The organism is Mucilaginibacter sp. R-33 (genome assembly GCF_049949235.1).
Taxonomy (GTDB): domain Bacteria; phylum Bacteroidota; class Bacteroidia; order Sphingobacteriales; family Sphingobacteriaceae; genus Mucilaginibacter.
Genome location: NZ_CP188089.1, coordinates 4,358,192 through 4,376,996 on the forward strand (window position 1 = coordinate 4,358,192; position 18,805 = coordinate 4,376,996).

Sequence of the window (18,805 nt, forward strand, 5' to 3'; positions counted from 1 at the left end):
AAATACAAATTGCCTACCAATTAGAAAAGGCTGCGTTAAAAATATCATCAATTAATTGCTTATTAATTTGCCGTATAAGCCCCTGCTCCTGCGAAGAAATATCCCCCCGGTAATCAGCAAACTTAGTAAAACTTTGCTCAAAACTAAGCTTTTTATCTGCCGGAGTTTTCGCGGCATCAAATGAAAATTTAACACGAACGGTAATAGTTAGCCTGTTAGCATCAGCAATTGGGGCCACATTATTTGCAGTAGCCTGAATAGATGCCGGAGCGATAGAATAACCGGTAATAGCGCCCGACATGGTTGCATCGGCCTCGCCGCGGACTAAGCTTAGGCTGGTTTGGGTACGAATCCTGTCTTTTAACGATTCGGTGAAAGTTTGGCTTAGGTTATTTACCACCAGCGGGGCGTTGTTTTCAAAAAACTGCACATTGATGGTCTTCAAACTGGGCGGGATCGATTGATTTTTGAGCGTGTAACATGATTGGCATATAAGTATCAGCACACACACTGAAATAATCCCCAAAAGTTTTTTCATCAATTTTATAAGTTTAGTTCTTTTATTTTCCTGTATAATGTACGCTCAGAAATCCCCAGTTCATTAGCGGCAAGTTTGCGTTTACCCTTATGTTTTTTCAAAGCTTTGCGGATCAGGTCTGATTCCTTTTCAATCAGCGATAATGATTCCTCTACTTCTTCGGCATCATGTGTTATATTAAAACCGTCGATAGTGCTGCTATTACTGCTATTGTTTGTAACGGTATTAACGGGTTGTTGTAAAGTAAATTGTGGTTCGTTATTACCATGCAGCTCAATATCGCGGTAAAGCTGATTTAAGGTTTGCGGATTATTAGCATAATGGGGCGAAACACCGCCATGCTCAATAATATCAGCCACCAGTTTTTTCAACTCTACCATATCCCGCTTCATATCAAACAATACTTTATAGAGGATGTCACGTTCAGAAAAATCTTCTTTAGGCTGATTGTCCAAACGCATTGGCAGGTTACGCGCGCCGGCCTCGTGCGGGATATAGGTAAGCAGCGTTTGGGCAGTGATGATCCTGTCGCGCTCAAGTACGGCCAATTGTTCGGCCATGTTTTTTAACTGCCTTACATTACCCGGCCACGAATAGTTGGTTAATACCTGCTGCGCTTCTTCATCAAGCTGGATGGGCGGCGTACGGTATTTGTCGGTAAAATCAGCCGTAAACTTGCGGAACAGCAGAAACACGTCTTCTTTCCTGTCGCGCAATGGCGGAATCTTCAAAGGTACCGTGTTTAAACGATAGTAAAGGTCCTCACGAAATTTGCCGTTCTTCACCGCCTCGTATACATCAACATTGGTAGCCGCGATAACGCGTACGTTGGTTTTCTCTACTTTCGACGAACCTACTTTGATATATTGTCCCGATTCGAGCACCCGCAGCAAACGGGCCTGTGTACCCAGGGGCATTTCAGCAATCTCATCTAAAAATATGGTACCACCGTTTACGGTTTCAAAATAACCTTTACGCTCACCAACCGCGCCCGTGTAAGCTCCTTTTTCGTGACCAAAAAGTTCCGAATCAATAGTACCTTCAGGTATGGCGCCGCAGTTAACGGCAATAAAAGGCCCATGCTTGCGCGGGCTCATTTGGTGTATGATGTGCGAAAAAACCTCCTTACCACTACCACTCTCGCCGGTAATTAATACCGAGATATCAGTAGGAGCAACCTGGTTTGCTATAGTTATAGCCCGGTTAAGCAATGGCGAATTGCCAATGATCCCGAAGCGTTGTTTTATTTCCTGTACTTCCATTGTTTTGTTAGTGAGTGGTTGATTGGGTTTATTAAGTGAATGGTTAATCACCTAACAACTACTCACTCAATCAACCTAATAAACTCAATCAACTACTTTCCCTATCAACGTAGCTGTAGTGCTGCGTTCAACCAATACGTTTACGTATTGCCCCGGCTTGTAATTTTCACCAACAGGGAAAATTACCATCGCGTTTTGATCGCTGCGGCCGCAATAGTCTTTGTCTGATTTTTTGGAGAAACCTTCTATCAGTACACGTTCCACCCTGCCAATGCGGGCCTGCATTCTGTAAAAAGAATATTCCTGTTGCTTGGCTACAATTTCGGTTAAGCGTTTTTGTTTTACCTCTTCCGGTATATCATCGGCATAGCGTTTTGCCGCTAACGTGCCCGGCCTTTCGCTGTACTTAAACATGTAGGCAAAGTCATATTTCACATAATCCATCATGCTTACAGTATCCTTGTGCTCGTCATCAGTTTCGCTGCAAAAACCGGTGATCACATCGGTTGATATAGCGCAATCAGGAATGATACGGCGGATAGCGTCGATCCTGTTGATGTACCATTCACGATCATATGTACGGTTCATCAGGTCAAGAATGCGGCTGTTGCCCGATTGTACCGGCAGGTGGATATAATTACAGATGTTATCATATTTATTGATGGCATACAACACCTCATCGGTAATATCCTTTGGATGTGAGGTTGAAAACCTAACCCGCAGATCAGGATCGATCTGTGCTACCATTTCCAGCAGGTTGGCGAAGTTTACCCCTCCAACCTCCCCCAAGGGGAGGCTTTTGTCATTTTCAACGCCTGCTTCAATTTGCCCTTCTAAAGCCCTCTCCTTTGGAGAGGGTTGGGGAGAGGTCCATTTATATGAATCTACGTTTTGGCCTAACAAGGTAACCTCACGATAACCTCTGTCAAACAGGTCGCGGCATTCGGCAACTATCGATAAAGGGTCGCGGCTGCGCTCGCGGCCACGGGTAAAGGGTACCACGCAAAACGAGCACATGTTGTCGCACCCGCGCATAATGGATACAAATGCATTGATACCATTGCTGTTTAAGCGTACCGGGCTGATATCGGCATAAGTTTCCTCACGGGAGAGCAGCACGTTAACTGCCTTTTGACCATCATCTACCTGGTTAATGAGGTTCGGCAGATCGCGGTACGCATCCGGACCAACCACAACATCAACTAATTTTTCTTCTTCCAGGAATTTTGATTTCAGGCGTTCGGCCATACAGCCCAATACACCTACTACCAGGCCCGGATTTTTCACCTTGGCAACGGTAAACTCTTTTAAACGGTTGCGTACGCGTTGTTCGGCATTTTCGCGGATAGAACAGGTGTTGATGAAAATAACATCGGCTACGCTATAGTCGGCAGTGGTTTCAAAACCGCTTTCGGCCAATATCGATGCAACTATCTCACTGTCAGAAAAATTCATGGCACAGCCGTAGCTTTCAATATAAAGCTTGCGGCCATTATTTTTAGCTGTTTCGGCTTTTAACATTAACGCCTCACCCTGCCTGCTCTCATCATGTGTTTTATCCGGAATAAGCAAATCCATCATTTATATAAAAAATTAGTTTGCAAAAATAAACAAAATTTAAATACCTAAATGACATATTGTCAGTATTAAATAAAATCTCATTCATTTCATAAAAAACGGGTAACACTTTCGCATTACCCGTTTATCCTATTCAAATAAGCCGTCACTTACTGCGTTAAAGCTACAGTGGTGGTATTATTGATTTGCCAGATAGCTGCACCGGGCGTAGGGAAGCTAACACCCTTAGTACTACCTTTAACACCATTGTCCTGACCAAAATAGTAAAGCGGATGCCCTTTGTACACCAGTTGTGTTTGTCCGAATACGGTTATCACATCAAAGTCGGCTTTATTTAAAATAGAAGGAACACTTTGAACCGCCGTTACCGCGTCAATTGGCCAGTTAGCGTCATGTGCTGCTACACCTGTGCTGAATTTATTTGTCTTAAACGTATCCTTGGTAAACAGGTACAAAGTACGGCCATTGGCATCAGTGATATATTGTGAATTTTCAGTACCGGCGATACCTTTGCTTGTGTATTGGTTACCATCATGCCCTATCAGTTGCGCGTAGGAAACCATGACCGTATAATCCGGCTTGGCTATAAACCATGATTTGCCAACACCATCACCGTTAACATCGGTAACAGCCACGTCTTTTGCATAATAATATAAAGGCCAGCCTTTATAGGTAGTTTGCTTGTTCCCGTCGGCATTGGTGATAACGCCGAAGTCGGCAGCTGCCAGGCCGGTACCTATAGATGGGTTTTCTTTATAAAAGGCAGGCCAGGCTACAGCGCATCCACCGGTACAAGTTGAAACGTTGGCCGCATCATCAGAGAAAAGGTACAACGCACGGCCGTTATTATCCGTTATGATGCTACCAAATGTTGCATTTGAGGTAAGCTGTACGCCGGTAACAGCTTTAGGTGCGGTTGGGTTGTTGTCGTGATTTTTTTTGCACGATGCCGCTAATAAAGTTAAAACAATTGAGCCTGTCAGGGCTAAGTACATTTTTGTTTTCATCGGGAGTCTATTAGTGTTAAAAAAGGTTTTATATAGACATAACGCCCTGAAATCCCCGAGGGTTGCTTAACAGTTAAACAAAACCACAATATCAGTTAATCAACAACATGCAAACTACTACAGGCACCTTCAAAAACGATGAATTAAGTATGAGTTTTTATAAAAAAACAGTTTACCCGCCCATCAACTGTAACAAAAGTTACTAACTTGCTGTTAAAGCATAAAACACAGGTAAAAAAGTAACAACCGGTAAATGGCACTCAATTTTTTAAAGCACCAGTGGCAAAAAAGAACGTTCAAATTTGTGCTGATACCGGTTATAGTGATATTGCTGCTGGCTGTAGTAGTAAACAGGTATTGGTCGCCCATTTTGGCCGCCAAGGTAAAGGATGTGGTATTAAGCAGCAGTGATAGCCTTTATAAAGCCGATTTCTCGGATGCCGAGCTGCATATCCTTCAGGGCAAAATTATTATTTACAATATAACCCTTAAGCCCGACACGACAGTTTATAATCAAAAAAAGCGTTTACGCCTGGCCCCCAATACCCTGGTTGAGCTCAAGGTAAAACGGCTGGTGCTTAACCATGTGCATCCATTTAAGCTCTATTTTCAAAAAAAACTTAATATTGGGCAAATCATCCTGAATGAGCCGCGCCTGAATGTAAGCTACCAGCTAAACCATACCAGGGATACTGTTATTAAAGATCGCCGTACGGCCTGGCAGCGGATCTCCAAAAGCTTGAAATCGATCCATATCGGCAGCATCCTGCTCAATGATGTTAACCTGAACTATGAGGATTACTCGGGCAACAAGGTGGCCATTTCCAAACTTAAAGAGCTAAACTTAAGTGCAAACGACCTGCTCATTGATTCGGCTACGCAATATGATAAATCGCGCCTGCTTTATTGCAAAGATATCGTCACCGAATTGAACAATTACACCGGAGAAACACCAAGCGGCCTGTACACTTATAAGATCAGGCACCTTAAACTCTCCACCCTTACATCACGGCTAAATATCGAAGGCCTTGCTATGCAACCTACTAAGTCGGATGTTTTTTTTGATAAAAGCAAGAAAGACCGGCTGGGCTTACTGGCCGATTCTGTGCAGCTAAACAATTTTGACTACTTAAATTATCACAAATACCGCACGGTTTCTGCTTCAAGCCTAACCATGACAAATGGCAAGATAACGGCTTTCACCAACCCGGGTAAGAAACCAGATCCTATAACAGATAAGGTTAAAACGTTCCCCAATATGATGATCAGGAAATTAAACCTTGATTTAAGGATCGATACCATGAAAATCCGGCACGTTGATGTGATCTATAACGAGTTCAATAAAAAATCTCAAAAAACAGGCACCGTTACATTTAACAATACCAGCGGGCATATTTATAATATTACCAACAATCCATCGGCCATAGCCAAAAACAACATTACCCTTGTTGATCTGACAACCTATTTTATGAACCGTGGCCGGCTCGATGTGCAATTGAAATTTAATTTAAGCGATGAAGATGCTGCTTTCAGTTATAAAGGCACATTAGGATCAATGGAATTTGGGAGGCTAAATCCAGCTACCATGCCTTTGGCTATGGTAAAAATGACATCGGGCAGCGTAAAAAAATTCAGCTTTGATATCCAGGCCAACAGCAAAGTATTTAAAGGCAAGGTTGATTTTTTATATAACGATTTAAAGGTGGTGCTACTAAAAGCCGATACGGTTAACGATCGTTTTAAAAGGAAATCAATCATGTCGATATATGCCAACCTGTTTGTGATCAGGCGCAGTAATCCTGATGATAAGGGGAAGCTCACTTCGTCATTAGTGATCTATAAACGTCCTAAAGATTCGCCATTTTTTAAAACTATCTGGAAAACCCTGCTTACAGGTATAAAACCATGCGTCGGCCTTGATGAAGAAAGCCAAAAAGCCACTAAGAACCGCATTGACGAACACCTCAAAAACAAGGAAGAACGGTTAAAGAATAAGGCACAACGCCAGAAAAGAAAAGCAGAGCGAAAAAAGCTAATGGACCAGGGGAAGTTTTGATAAGGTATGAAAATAACATCTCCACCACGTCATTGCGAGGTACGAAGCAATCCCCGACGGGCAGAGTAGCTATGCAAGCAGCCCTGTAAAGTTCGCGATTGCTTCGTACCTCGCAATGACGTTTCTTTATCAGGTCCCGTATTTCATTCAATTTTATTGCAGCAACAACTTCAAATTAATCCCAAAATTGGTAAATGATGTATTAAACGTTTGCGAAGTATAGGGCTTGGTAAGGTTTGAATCATAAAACAAATTCAGGTTAAAACGCTGGTTGATCACATAATCAACAGATGGCCTTACGGTAATATTTTGCGCCCCCGATGAGATCTCGGCCGATTCAACATCGGCACGGTAAATGAGCGTTTTATTATCGCGCAATGAAAAATCGAGTTTAAAGTTCACGTCCTTATGCTGGATGCCTTCAAACCAGCCAAACGGAAAATGGAAATCTTTGGTGTGGTAACCAAAACCAAAAACAATGATCTTTTCGTTTTGCTGCGCCAACTGGCTGTTAAGCATACTTAAGCTGAGCGAACGGCTTTGGCGATATTCGGCATTGGCGGTCATGCTGTTTTTGAAGCGTACGCTTGCGCCCAGCAAAGGCACAAACTGCTCAAAAATGGTGACTTGCGAAAACTGGTACAACGGCAGGAAATCATTATTTAAATCGCGTGAAGTGGCAGCGCCGTTAGCTTCGCGATATTGCAGCAGCGAGGTAAAACCGCTTACATTATATGATGAACGGTAACCATGGCTCAGATCAAACGAATCAAAAATATCCTGGAACCAGGAGATCTTACCTAAGCCATTGTACGTTACCTGCCAGTTAGGAATAGGAATTTTTGGGAATTGCGACAGGTTACTGCCCGAAGCATTTTTTCCTGCATATGCTGCGAGAAACGCCGGCACCAATACGTTTTGCGAATTTGGTCCGTAACCATCGGCATAACCATCAGCAACCCCGGCCGAATTTGGATTGGTACGCCCTAATCTTTGCGATATCACAGCGCGGGCATCCAAAAATTTCTGAAATGTAGATGATACATTGTTAATTCCCTTTGCCGATTCAAAGGCGGTGCCAATGGTGAGGAACGATACACTGTAGTTACCCGATGTAACCGGGCTTAATGTTTCGATGCTATTGCTCGATGCCAGGTATTTGAAATTAGCCTGGTAATTATGATCCTGGGTTTTAAATGCACTAAGCTCAATCCGCAGATCTTTAAATGGTTCAATAATCCCCCTGAAGTGCATATCCTCGTTTAACGATGTGGTATACAACTGATTTTGCAGGGTATCGGTGGTGATCCAGCCGCTGGCAACTGCTTTAGCCCGGATATCTGTTTGGCTGCCCAATAAAAAGCCTAACCCGGGGGCATTACCATCTGCACCAAAAAAGCCCGACTGCGGTAAGTATCCCGGTAAAAACGTTCCCTGTGTACGGGTATAGGTTGCGCTTAGGTTTTTAACACTGGTTAGCAGGCCTATCAGGATATTGCTCTTTTTATTGTTAGGGTTATTGGCCTTACGGATAAAAGGGAACTTGTTATACAGCGACACCATATTCAGGGTTGGGTTAAGCTGGATTGCCCTTGAGTTTTGAATACTGTTGCCAACATCATAAGCGGTGCTATTGATAGCAAACAGCGGCTGTGTTTGCCAGTTAAAGTGTGTACTGTAACGCGCTACTGCCGATATCCAATCCAATCCCGGGATTTTGTTAATAGGTACCGTATAATTAAAGTTGATAGTGTGGTTATAGTTGGTTGTACGGCCCAGCTTTTTCAGGTTATCCCAAAGGGTATCGCGCTTTAAACCATTAATACGACCGGCGGGTTCATCCACAACCGAAAGATTGGTAGCATCAATATCCATCTGCAATGATTTCGACAGGTTCCAGCCTATACCATATACACGGGTAATGTTGAAATATTTATTAAATGTTGTTGTCGGGATAGGGATATAATTATTGGGGTCATTATCGCGCAGGGTATTCTCCGAATAAAAGCGGTTAAAATTGATGCTGAAATTCAATCGCGACGGCAGCAGACTAAAGTTCAAATCGCGGAACAGGGCCAGCATATTGCTTTTGATGATCTTGGCAAATGGGCTGTAGTATTTGGGCTGATTGGTATAGTTATAAGCGAGTGTGAGATTATAGGTTTTCTCCACATCATTCTGCGTCACAAAATCATGATGATTGTATTCGGTGTAGGCATAAGTGGCATTAAAGTTTTCAATATCCCAAATATGGTTGAGAGCATTTTGGTTTGTACGTGCCTTATGTACGTTGGTAAAGTTGATGCTTTTACGGGTGGTAATATCAATAGCCGCATTCCGGATAGAGTCGCGCTCTTTGGTGCTGGTTGCCGCCGCCAGCGACGCCTTCAGCTCAACATCCGGCGCTCCGGGATCATATTGCGGCATGCTCCTTTGTGATGACAAATTGATGTATGCCGGGATATGGATGCCGCTTTTATCCGGAAAAAACTTACCAAGCTCAACATTGGCCGATACGTCATAGGTTTGATCATCACTCTGGCTCCGGTCATTCAGCCTTGAATCAAGGGTACCGAAACCAATAGTTGTTTTACTGCCCGATACGGTAATATCGGCAAAGTCGGCAAGCTTGGCATCAATCCTCGCGGTAGCGGCCCATCCCCCGCGCTGATCAAAATCGGTAAGGCGCAGCTCATCATACCAAACAGTTCCTGATTTATCCAACCCATCATCGGGCAAAACATTTGTGCCTTTATATGGATTGCGCACGCCAAGCATAATGGTACGCAGCTTGCTTAAATCGGGCTGGCCCTTGATATAAACTACCTTATCACCCTCGGTGTATTTAAAAAGCTGGTTGTAGGCCACGTTGGAGTGATTACGTGCAAGCTTTGCCCGGATCAGCAAATCAAGCTCCAGGTCCATTTCATTAACATCCGGCCATATTGCTCCTGCATCGCTGGTACCCGGCTGGGTTATTTTTAAAGGCAATTCGTACTCATAATAGTTATCCTGGTAATCAACCCCGAGGCGGATAAACGCGTTCAGGTCATTATCCTTCAAATAATCACCCTCGGCATGGATAAACATTTGCATGCGTTTGTATTTGCGCAGGTCATTATAAAAAGTACGGAAGGCGGCCCTTGAATATCCATCGCGCAGGCTTTTTATATTAAGGGACAGTGATTGCTCGTTGAGTTTGGTATTGGTTTGCAGGTTATTGTAATTACGCTGGCGGTTAATACCGGGCGGCACCACATAAGGAATAGGCGTGCGGTTACCGTTCTCTTCAATATTTACAGCCTGCACGTCGATGGTCGAATTATCTATCGGCGGGTTTTGAATAGCCGGATCGGCAATAACATTCAGCGGATTTTTTTCGGTATTGAAAGCACGCCACTCGCCGCGCACCAGTTCCAGGGTCGCAAAACGAAGCACGGCGGTATCAGCAAAGTTGGTCATGAACATCCTCATAAAACGGATCGCCTTAAAATCCTGGATGTTGCCCACTTTTGATTGATAATCTGAGATTGGGATCCGGAACTGGTACCAGTTAACTGCCTGGGTTGTACCGTTAGGCAGTTTCACTTGTGCGGTAACTTTATCGCTGATATAGTTTTGACCAACAACCATATCGGCCGGCCGCATAGATACCTTGTATTGGAAGTATGAGTCTTCCTGGCTCATGTTGTTGTCGCGGTTAATATCCTCACCATCGGGCAGCGAAGTTGAGGCTGAATTTTGAATGCCGAGTTCGGCCTGTGACTGCTGCGCCGTTTTCGAGTTACCGTCGGTACCGTTGTATTTGCTATAACGTTCAAGGATGCCGGCGCGGGCCTGGTCGAGCGTGGGGCCCTGGTAATACTGATAATCATCGGATGAAGGGTCGGCAGCAATGGCAGTCGCGGCCTGCGCGTTCAGTTGTCCTTTTATCTGCTGAACAACCGGGGCAAATTTGGTTTGTTCATCCTGGTCGTTCATGCCGTCCAAACCAACATCCTGCAGTTTACGGGCATCGGGGTTGTTATCAAAAGCATTAATCACCGGCTGTAGTTTAGACACCCGCCCCCAGCTGGTTTCATCCACCTTGGTCAGGTCGCCGTCAACAGGCAAACCATTTTCCAGGCTTTTACGCCCGTCCTTTAAAATATCTTCCGATAGCGAACCTAAGTTAAAATACAAATCACCGCCAGCAGAGTTTGGTTTGTATATGAATGGATCAAGCATCCAAAACTCGATGTAGGATACGTTCAACGATTCAAAATCATTTGTTTCCAGCTTCCTGAACATACCACCCCAGCGTGTTTTAGGGTTTTGCAAGGTACCATCGGGATTAATGCCGGTGGTAGCATAGTTGTACGGCCCACGGATACTTGGATAAAAAGCCATGTTGAGCGTAGCCAGGCTAATCGGCTGCCCGGTAGCCGACTGCTTGTAAGGGAAAACTTCCTGCTCAATTACCTGCCTTACATAATGGTTGGAAAGCTCGCTTCTTGATATGGGGATGGAACCTGTATTGGTATAAAATATAGGGTCGATATTATAAAAAGCCAGCCGGGCACGGTTATAACCATAGCTCAGGTTATCAAACAAAGCCGATTCGCCAAATAGCTGCGGCGTTCCTGAAATTTGCCAGCTGTTAGCTCCTTTAATATCTATTACTGATTGACTGTTTTCAAAATCGTCAAGATAAGATGTGCCGTGTTTGGAGCCTGCAAAATTCAATGCACCCGGACTGCCAGGCATCAGTTTGGCAAACTCGCCATAAAAATTAATGGACGATGGCACTTTGGTATGGATGCCGGGGATCTTATCAACCAGCCTGGTTAAAAACCGGGAGTTTGAACTGTAATTGGCATCAAAGCCCCAAATGGTATTGGAGATGGATTCTTCGCCGGCGATTTCATTTTGGGTGATGGGTTGCTCGGTAAGGTGCATCAAAGTAGCACCTAACTGAAGCTTATCGCTGGCATGATAATCAAGCCGGGTGCCGTACAATGACTTTTGCTGTACGCCGAACAATTCATTATTCTCCAGCTTTACGGTAATAGGCTGGCCGGAAGATAACAGTGCCTGGTTCAGGATCCTGATCCGCCCGGCATTGTAATCAACCGTGTAATCATTCCCCTCCTGCAACTTCACGGTACCGGCAGTTACATTTACCGATCCCTGCGGAATGTTGACCGCGTTCAACTGGTACTCTGACCCTCCTGTTGAGGTATAAGTTCCCTTAATTACATACCTGTTTAATGCCGGGAAATATTGCTGCGCGATGGTTTTGGTTGAGTCATACAATGGCTGATAAACGTATCGTTTAACCAGGTCGGTCTCGCCCGGGGTAAATTTGGATGCCAGGTCCGAACCAAAAGGCTCCACCACCGGGAACGAGATCCGTCCGTTTTGCGAATCGATGGTGATTCCTTCTAAAAAGTCAAAGTAGCCATCCGGCTTTTTATCGCTTTGCTGGTTGAGGTTATCAAGCCCTGCTACCTGGAGCCAAAGTTTGCCTTTTAGGTTTTGCCCCTCTTCCATTACCGTTTTTTCGATCCCCGTTTTATCATCAAGGCGGGTAACAGTTAATTTAAAATTGGTAGGGGCTATCTGGAAAGCACCGAGGGAGTAAATGTTTTTCATCATCAAATCCCAGGTAGGCAGGTTGGTTTTCAACAACTCGCCTTTCAGCAATTTCACAAAAAGCACATTAGGCGTATTTGGGTTAACGGCAACATCGCTGCTAAATTCACCCACCTGGTATTGCACACCATTAACAGTATACTGGTAAGCAACCGCCAGTACCTCATCATTATTTAAGGGATAATTTAGGGAGATGTAACCTAACTGCGGGTGCAGGGTATACTCCTTATCAGTAAGCTTGCGGGCGTAAGTTAGTTTTGAATAGTTATCCGTATTGCCCGATCCCTGGAAAAAGCTGGCCACATCATTGGAGTTGGTGAGCCTTGCATTTTGTGGCAAAACAGATAACAGGTTATTTGATTGCTGGGCAAAACCTGGTCCTTTAAAACCCGCGGGCAGGGCACTGCCGCCGCCCACAATCCTTGTTTTATTGTATGGGTTATTTTCACCAAGGTCCATGAAGGCCAATATATCGCGCGAATCGGTAGTTACGTTGGTACGATTGGTTGTCCAAACCTCAATTTTAGTAATGTTTACATTGGAGCTGATGATCGGGATATTGGCCAGCGCCCTATTATAATTATTCCTGAAATATTGCGACAGGAAGAAGTGTTTGTTGGCCTCATAATCGGCAGGCGTCAACCTAAACTCGCCCTGTTGCGAACCATTGGTAATGGTGATGGTTTTTGACTGTGAGCGTTGCTGCGAAAAGATACTTGTAACATCCAGCCGTCCGAATTTCAACTTGGTTTTAACGCCAAAAAGCGCCTGACTACCGGTGATCAGCGTGGTATTAAGCGGCATACTAACCGTACCGGCTTCAATTTTCTGAATGATCTCGTCGGGCGAGCCTGTATAATCCAGCTTGATCTGGTTTTCAAACTGGAACTGCGCGTCGGTGTTGTAATTGGTGGTGATCTTTAACTTATCGCCTATGTTACCGGTTACGTTAAGTTGGATGCGCTGATCAAAATTAAAGTTAAACTGACTGCGCTGGCGGGTGTTAAAAAGCGGGTTTTGGTTTTTATTTATCTGCCCGGCCATGATCATTTCTGCTGATCCTTGCGGGCGGATATCAATCACCGAGCTGCCAAAGATCTGCTCAAACGTACGACTCCTGACCTTTATAGGCGGTATAAACCCCGGCTGCTGCGAATCATAGGCATAATTATCTGCCAGCTGCTGAAAATAGCCACGTTGGACCGATCGTTCTTTAAGTTTTAAATATTGCTCAAACGTAAGATACTGCGGGGGGCGGTAAAGTAAATTACCTACCCTTTCGTATAAAATATAACGGTTTGTGGCCGGATCATATTCAATGGTACGTACCAGGCCTGCCGGATCGGTATTGAAAATACCTTCCCTCATCCGCTGGCTTCGTGGCGCGGTCAGGTTTATTGGTGCATTTGATTTGGTTGTGTCATTTTTAGCCGCAGGTGAAGGCTTTTGTTGTGCATACACATTACCCAGCCCCCCGAACACCACAATGAACAACACACTTATAAGTGTCTTATAAGTAAATACTTTGGTCAAAAGTTAGTAGATATTTATCCGTAATTATAGCGTTTTTAACGCGAACTTAATTAGTTCTTCAACCGTTAATTCGCCATTATTTTTCTTGATCTCCTGGTCTAATACCTTTTCGGCAACGTTACGCGCAAAGCCCAGCATTACTAATGCTGATAGTGCTTCATCCTTAACCGTCTGGCTCACCGGCACAACAGTTAAGGTATCGGGGCCTTCCTTACGCAGCTTATCCTGCAGCTCCAAAATAATCCGCTGAGCCGATTTCGGGCCAATTCCTTTTATCCGCTGGATCAATGAAACATTACCGCTCACAATAGCAGCCTGGATCTCGGCCGGGCTTATAGACGATAACATCATCCTTGCCGTATTTGGCCCGATACCCGAAATAGAGATCAAATGTAAGAACAACCTGCGTTCACCTTCTGTAGCAAAGCCGTAAAGTGTGTGCGCGTCCTCTTTTACGTGTAACCATGCAAAGAGTTTACATTTCTCGTCGTCACTAATGCCCGAATAGGTATTTACCGAAATATTAATATGATACCCTACCCCTCCCGCATCTATAACCACATATGACGGGCTTTTAAACATTAGTTTCCCACTAATATAATCATACATATATTATTACTTTATTAAGTTTATTAAACAATGATGTTAATGGCAAACAGCCTTTACAGTGATTATCCAAAGATAAAATTCCGGCGGCATTATGTTCATATAATGACAAACAAAAAGCTCCGTTATACTCGCCTTAAAAAATAAAGACGCTAAGCATTTAAATACCAGCGTCTTTAGTCCCCTCTAAATCTCCCCCGGTAGGGGAGACTTTATGGAGATTTCTTAAAAGTCCTCCCTTCCGGAGAGGGTTTGGGTGGGCTTATTTGGCTGCTGTTTTTGCTTGTGCATCAACCACTGCTATGGTAACCATATTTACAATTTCACGTACCGAACTGCCCAACTGCAGCACATGCACCGGTTTTTTTAAGCCAACCAATATCGGCCCAACTGCTTCGGCGCCGCCTATTTCCTGCAAAAGTTTATAGGCAATATTGCCCGACTCCAGGTTAGGGAAAATCAGTGTATTGGCCGGTTTACCATTGAGTGTTGAGAACGGGAAGTTATCATCAAGCAAATCTGCGTTTAGCGCAAAGTTGGCCTGCATATCGCCGTCGACAACCATATCAGGATATTTTTCATGCAGTATCGCTACTGTTTCCCTGGTTTTTTCTGGTATCTCCCCTTCGTTCGACCCAAAGTTGGAGTATGATAACACAGCCACCCTCGGGCTGATGTTAAACTGCTTTACCGAGCGTTCAATCAGCACGGTAATATCAACCAAATCATTCACACACGGGTTTACGTTCACCGTAGTATCACCAAAAAATACAGGGCCTTTAGCCGTGATCATCATATACATGCCCGCAACACGGTTCACACCTTCTTCAGTACCGATAATTTGCAGGGCCGGTTTTACTGTGGTTACATAGTTTTTGGTTAAACCCGAGATCAGCGCATCGGCCCGGCCAAATTGTACCATACAAGCGCCGTAGTAGTTGCGGTCTACCAATTGCTTTTTAGCCTCATACAGGGTAATCCCCCTGCGCTGGCGTTTGTTATACAGAAACTCGGTATACTCATCCATATGCTCGCAGCCTTCCCGCGGATCAATGATATGAACATCGCCCAAATCAAGGTCATTATCATGGATGATCTTTTTGATCCTGTCGATATTGCCCAGCAAAATAGGGGTGGCAATACCTTCCTCTTTCACTATCTGTGCCGATCTTAAGATCTTATAATTATCAGCCTCGGCAAATACAACGCGCTTAGGATTCTGTTTTGCTTTAGCAGTAAGGTTCCGCAGCAGCTTATCATTAGTACCCAGGCGCACCCTCAGCTCCTCCGCATACGCATCCCAATCGGTGATCACCTTACGGGCTACTCCTGAAGCTATGGCCGCTTTTGCCACCGCCATGGATACCTCGGTGATCAGCCTTTGGTCCATTGGTTTAGGGATGATGTAATCCTTGCCAAATTTCAGGTTAGTAAGGTTATAAGCGAGGTTAACGGCTTCGGGAACCGGTTTTTTAGCCATTTCGGCAATGGCGTGCGTGGCGGCAATCTTCATTTCCTCGTTAATAGCGGTAGCCCTCACGTCCAGCGCCCCTCGGAAAATATAAGGGAAACCGAGCACGTTATTTACCTGGTTAGGAAAATCGGAACGGCCGGTTGCCATAATAATATCATCGCGTGTGCCGGCCGCAAGGTCATAATCAATTTCGGGCACCGGGTTGGCCATAGCAAAAACAATGGGCTTTTTAGCCATGGTTCTCAGCATATCGGGGGTTACCACATTACCTGCCGAAAGACCGACAAATACGTCGGCATTTTTCATAGCATCGGCCAGTGTTTTAACATCTTTGCGGCCAGTAGCAAACTCCATCCTGATCTCGTCAAGATCGGTGCGTTCCTGGTTGAGCACGCCATTGATATCAAACATCACCAGGTTCTCTTTTTTAACCCCTAATGACAGGTACATTTTTGAACAGGATACCGCGGCGGCGCCTGCACCGTTAACCACCATTTTTATTTTGTCGAGTTTTTTTCCCTGGATTTCGCAGGCATTCATTAAAGCTGCGCCGGATATAATGGCGGTACCATGCTGGTCATCATGCATTACAGGGATATTCATTTCAGCTTTTAGCCTACGCTCAATTTCAAAGCAGGTTGGGGCCGAAATATCTTCCAGGTTCACACCACCAAAAGTAGGCTCAAGCGCTTTTACAATGTTTACAAAATCATCAACACTTTTAGCATTCAGCTCAAGATCAAACACATCAATATCAGCATAGATCTTGAACAGCAGGCCCTTGCCCTCCATTACAGGCTTGCTGGCCTCAGGGCCGATATTGCCCAGGCCAAGTACGGCAGTACCGTTGCTGATCACGGCTACAAGATTGCCTTTGGCGGTATATTTATAAACATCTTCGGTATTGTCAGCAATCTTTAAACATGGCTCAGCCACACCGGGCGAGTAGGCCATGGTTAAGTCGCGCTGCGAATTTGTTGGTTTGGTAGGTACAACTTGTATCTTTCCGGGACGGCCTTGCGAGTGGTAATTCAGCGCATCCTGTTTTCGGTTAGTTTTATTCATTTTTTTCAAATTGAAGCGCCCAAAATTACAATTCTTTTTATGGAACAAACATAAAAAAGCCCCTTTTTGCGATTATGTTAAAAAGAGGATAAAATATGGTTAAAGTTTTGATAAGATGTGTTTAAAAGAACGGATTTGGCAATGTTCTATTTTTTCTTCTTTGCCTTCTCCATATTTTTCTGAACCCTGAACTTTACAATTTTGGTGATCAGATCGAGGGGCATAGGCTCATCAAGCGGAAACTGAACCGAGCCTTTGGCCCCTTTATAGCCCGAAAGTTCTTCTTTAAATTCTTCCAAACCCTGCGGTGCGGGATAAAACCCGATATGATTTTTAAAACCGCCGAAGTGCACTAAATTGCCATTGAGCACAAAGGTAGGAATAGCATATTTGATAGTCTCCCCGGCATCTGGGGCAGCGGCTTTGATGGTTTCGCGCACCTGTTGCAGTTTCTGCTGTACATCCTCCGGGAAACCGGCGATATATTCATCAATATTTTCCTTTGGCTTTTCCATGTTGATGAGTAGTGGTTGGTTGAAATAAATCTACGAAAAAACCAGGTCATTGTGAGAGCCGCTGATTTACAAATAATCAGCGGCCTGTGTTAATATAAAACGTCATTGCGAGGCACGAAGCAATCCCAAACTATACAGGGCGGACCTGCTAATTGGGGATTGCTTCGTGCCTCGCAATGACGTCTTTATAATTCTCCCTTATGTTTTAATTCTTTGAATACTGGTCGTCATCCTGCACGTTGGCTGCAACTTCCCCTGCCGATACCCTTAGCATGGCCCCTACAGGCGCCCGGTTAGTTTTAAGATGGTTCCAAACTTTAAGGTCTGATACTTCACAACCAAACATATCAGCTATAGAAGCAAGTGTTTCGCCTCTCTTCACTTTATGATGGGTAGGGATTTTGCGTTCAGACTTAGCCGGTGTATATTGAACAGCAGCGTAAGCAGCGGGCTTAGCAGCAGGTTTCACCGGTGCATCAACACCATTTAATACGTTATACAAAGCGGCGTAATTATCTTTTGCGGTTTGGGGGATGATAAGCCTGCGGGGTGTTTTTGCGCTGCCATTAACCACAGCCATGCGGTAGGATGGGTTGAGGATGGTGATCTCCCTTAAACTAACATCAAGAGCCTGGGCAACATTACTTAACGGAACAACTCTTTTAACCATTACCGTATCGGTACGGGTAGAAAAATTGCAGGCCTGTGCAACAATGTTATGTTTATTAAAATAATGCATTACATAATTCATGGCGATGAAAGCCGGCACATAACCACGGGTTTCAACAGGCAGGTACTGGCGGATGCTCCAGAAATCGGTTACGCCACCTGCTTTTTCAACGGCGCGTTCCACATTGCTTTTACCACAATTATAGGAGGCGATGGCCAGCAGCCAGTCGCCAAATTCCTGGTACGCGTCTTTCAGATAGGCAGCCGCGGCATAGCTCGATTGGATAGGGTCACGGCGTTCATCAACATAGTTATCCATGTTTAAGCCATAAGTTTTTGCTGTGGTACCCATAAACTGCCAAAGACCTGTGGCCCCTACCCTTGATACTGCGTTTGGATCAAGCTTTGATTCAACAATCGACAGGAATTTTATTTCTTCGGGGATCCCCGCTTCGCGGAAAGCCTTTTCGTAAATGGGGAAGTAGTATTTGGTTAAGCCTGCAACCTGGCCCATTTCATCGCGGTTATGCATATACAGGTCGATATAAGCCTGTACATATTCATTATAATCCAACTGGATATCCTTTCGGATGGAATCTAACCGGCGCTTGTACAAACCGCCGTATGTACTTACCGGCAACGACTGGTTAAGCACCGGTAAAATAGTGGTGTCGGCGTTTACAATATCGGGGCTGAATTTGGTTACCCGGTTTATTTGCTTAATTGACTTTGCCGAATTGGTCGTGTTTGTTTCGGCTTGTAAAACTTGGAGTGATAAGAGGCAAATGGTCAGCGTAAATAATCTCTTCATTTATTCAGGGATTTGATTAATTTATAATACCCAAAGCATCAGCATTTTACTAAAATA

The 18,805-nt window shown here is 44.5% G+C and carries 10 protein-coding genes; 1 reads left to right on the top strand and 9 read right to left on the bottom strand.

The window, feature by feature from the left end; all coding sequences use genetic code 11:
• Positions 1–13: 13 nt before the first annotated feature.
• From ACP26M_RS17940 to ACP26M_RS17955, 4 genes are all read right to left on the bottom strand, one after another.
• On the bottom strand, positions 14–538 hold the full coding sequence (locus tag ACP26M_RS17940) for an LptE family protein (protein ID WP_426581995.1): 525 nt from the start codon (positions 536–538) through the stop codon (positions 14–16).
• A gap of 5 nt (positions 539–543) precedes the next feature.
• Complete coding sequence (locus ACP26M_RS17945; RefSeq protein WP_426581997.1) at positions 544–1,800, bottom strand: sigma-54 interaction domain-containing protein; 1,257 nt, start codon at positions 1,798–1,800, stop codon at positions 544–546.
• Positions 1,801–1,884: 84 nt separating this feature from the next.
• Positions 1,885–3,381, bottom strand: coding sequence for a MiaB/RimO family radical SAM methylthiotransferase (locus ACP26M_RS17950; protein ID WP_426581999.1), 1,497 nt, complete (start codon positions 3,379–3,381; stop codon positions 1,885–1,887).
• Positions 3,382–3,527: 146 nt separating this feature from the next.
• Entirely contained in the window at positions 3,528–4,385 is an 858-nt protein-coding gene (locus ACP26M_RS17955) for a hypothetical protein (protein ID WP_354485717.1), read from the bottom strand.
• Positions 4,386–4,638: 253 nt separating this feature from the next.
• Between ACP26M_RS17955 and ACP26M_RS17960 the strand changes: the two genes are divergently transcribed.
• On the top strand, positions 4,639–6,441 hold the full coding sequence (locus tag ACP26M_RS17960) for a hypothetical protein (protein ID WP_426582002.1): 1,803 nt from the start codon (positions 4,639–4,641) through the stop codon (positions 6,439–6,441).
• A gap of 153 nt (positions 6,442–6,594) precedes the next feature.
• Here ACP26M_RS17960 and sprA read toward each other — a convergent pair whose 3' ends face one another.
• The 5 genes from sprA to ACP26M_RS17985 form a co-directional block, all read right to left on the bottom strand.
• Entirely contained in the window at positions 6,595–13,608 is a 7,014-nt protein-coding gene (sprA, locus tag ACP26M_RS17965) for a cell surface protein SprA (RefSeq protein ID WP_426582004.1), read from the bottom strand.
• A 24-nt stretch (positions 13,609–13,632) separates the two neighbouring features.
• Positions 13,633–14,217 carry a Holliday junction branch migration protein RuvA gene (ruvA, locus tag ACP26M_RS17970; RefSeq protein WP_091174622.1) on the bottom strand — a complete coding sequence of 195 codons (585 nt, stop codon included), beginning with the start codon at positions 14,215–14,217 and terminating at the stop codon, positions 13,633–13,635.
• Between the two features lie 259 nt (positions 14,218–14,476).
• On the bottom strand, positions 14,477–16,753 hold the full coding sequence (locus ACP26M_RS17975; protein ID WP_426582006.1) for an NADP-dependent malic enzyme: 2,277 nt from the start codon (positions 16,751–16,753) through the stop codon (positions 14,477–14,479).
• Positions 16,754–16,899: 146 nt separating this feature from the next.
• The gene (locus tag ACP26M_RS17980) at positions 16,900–17,268 is read right to left on the bottom strand and encodes an iron chaperone (RefSeq protein WP_426582008.1); all 369 of its coding nucleotides are present in this window, start codon (positions 17,266–17,268) and stop codon (positions 16,900–16,902) included.
• 205 nt (positions 17,269–17,473) lie between these two features.
• Positions 17,474–18,748 (bottom strand): transglycosylase SLT domain-containing protein, encoded by a 1,275-nt coding sequence (locus tag ACP26M_RS17985; RefSeq protein ID WP_426582010.1) that lies wholly within the window; start codon positions 18,746–18,748, stop codon positions 17,474–17,476.
• Positions 18,749–18,805: the final 57 nt, after the last annotated feature.

Coding starts and splice junctions, on each gene's coding strand:
- ACP26M_RS17945 (WP_426581997.1), bottom strand. CDS start 1,800: ATGGAAGTACAGGAAATAAAACAACGCTTCGGGATCATTGGCAATTCG.
- ACP26M_RS17980 (WP_426582008.1), bottom strand. CDS start 17,268: ATGGAAAAGCCAAAGGAAAATATTGATGAATATATCGCCGGTTTCCCG.
- ACP26M_RS17985 (WP_426582010.1), bottom strand. CDS start 18,748: ATGAAGAGATTATTTACGCTGACCATTTGCCTCTTATCACTCCAAGTT.
- ACP26M_RS17960 (WP_426582002.1), top strand. CDS start 4,639: ATGGCACTCAATTTTTTAAAGCACCAGTGGCAAAAAAGAACGTTCAAA.
- ruvA (WP_091174622.1), bottom strand. CDS start 14,217: ATGTATGATTATATTAGTGGGAAACTAATGTTTAAAAGCCCGTCATAT.
- ACP26M_RS17975 (WP_426582006.1), bottom strand. CDS start 16,753: ATGAATAAAACTAACCGAAAACAGGATGCGCTGAATTACCACTCGCAA.
- ACP26M_RS17955 (WP_354485717.1), bottom strand. CDS start 4,385: ATGAAAACAAAAATGTACTTAGCCCTGACAGGCTCAATTGTTTTAACT.
- ACP26M_RS17950 (WP_426581999.1), bottom strand. CDS start 3,381: ATGATGGATTTGCTTATTCCGGATAAAACACATGATGAGAGCAGGCAG.
- ACP26M_RS17940 (WP_426581995.1), bottom strand. CDS start 538: ATGAAAAAACTTTTGGGGATTATTTCAGTGTGTGTGCTGATACTTATA.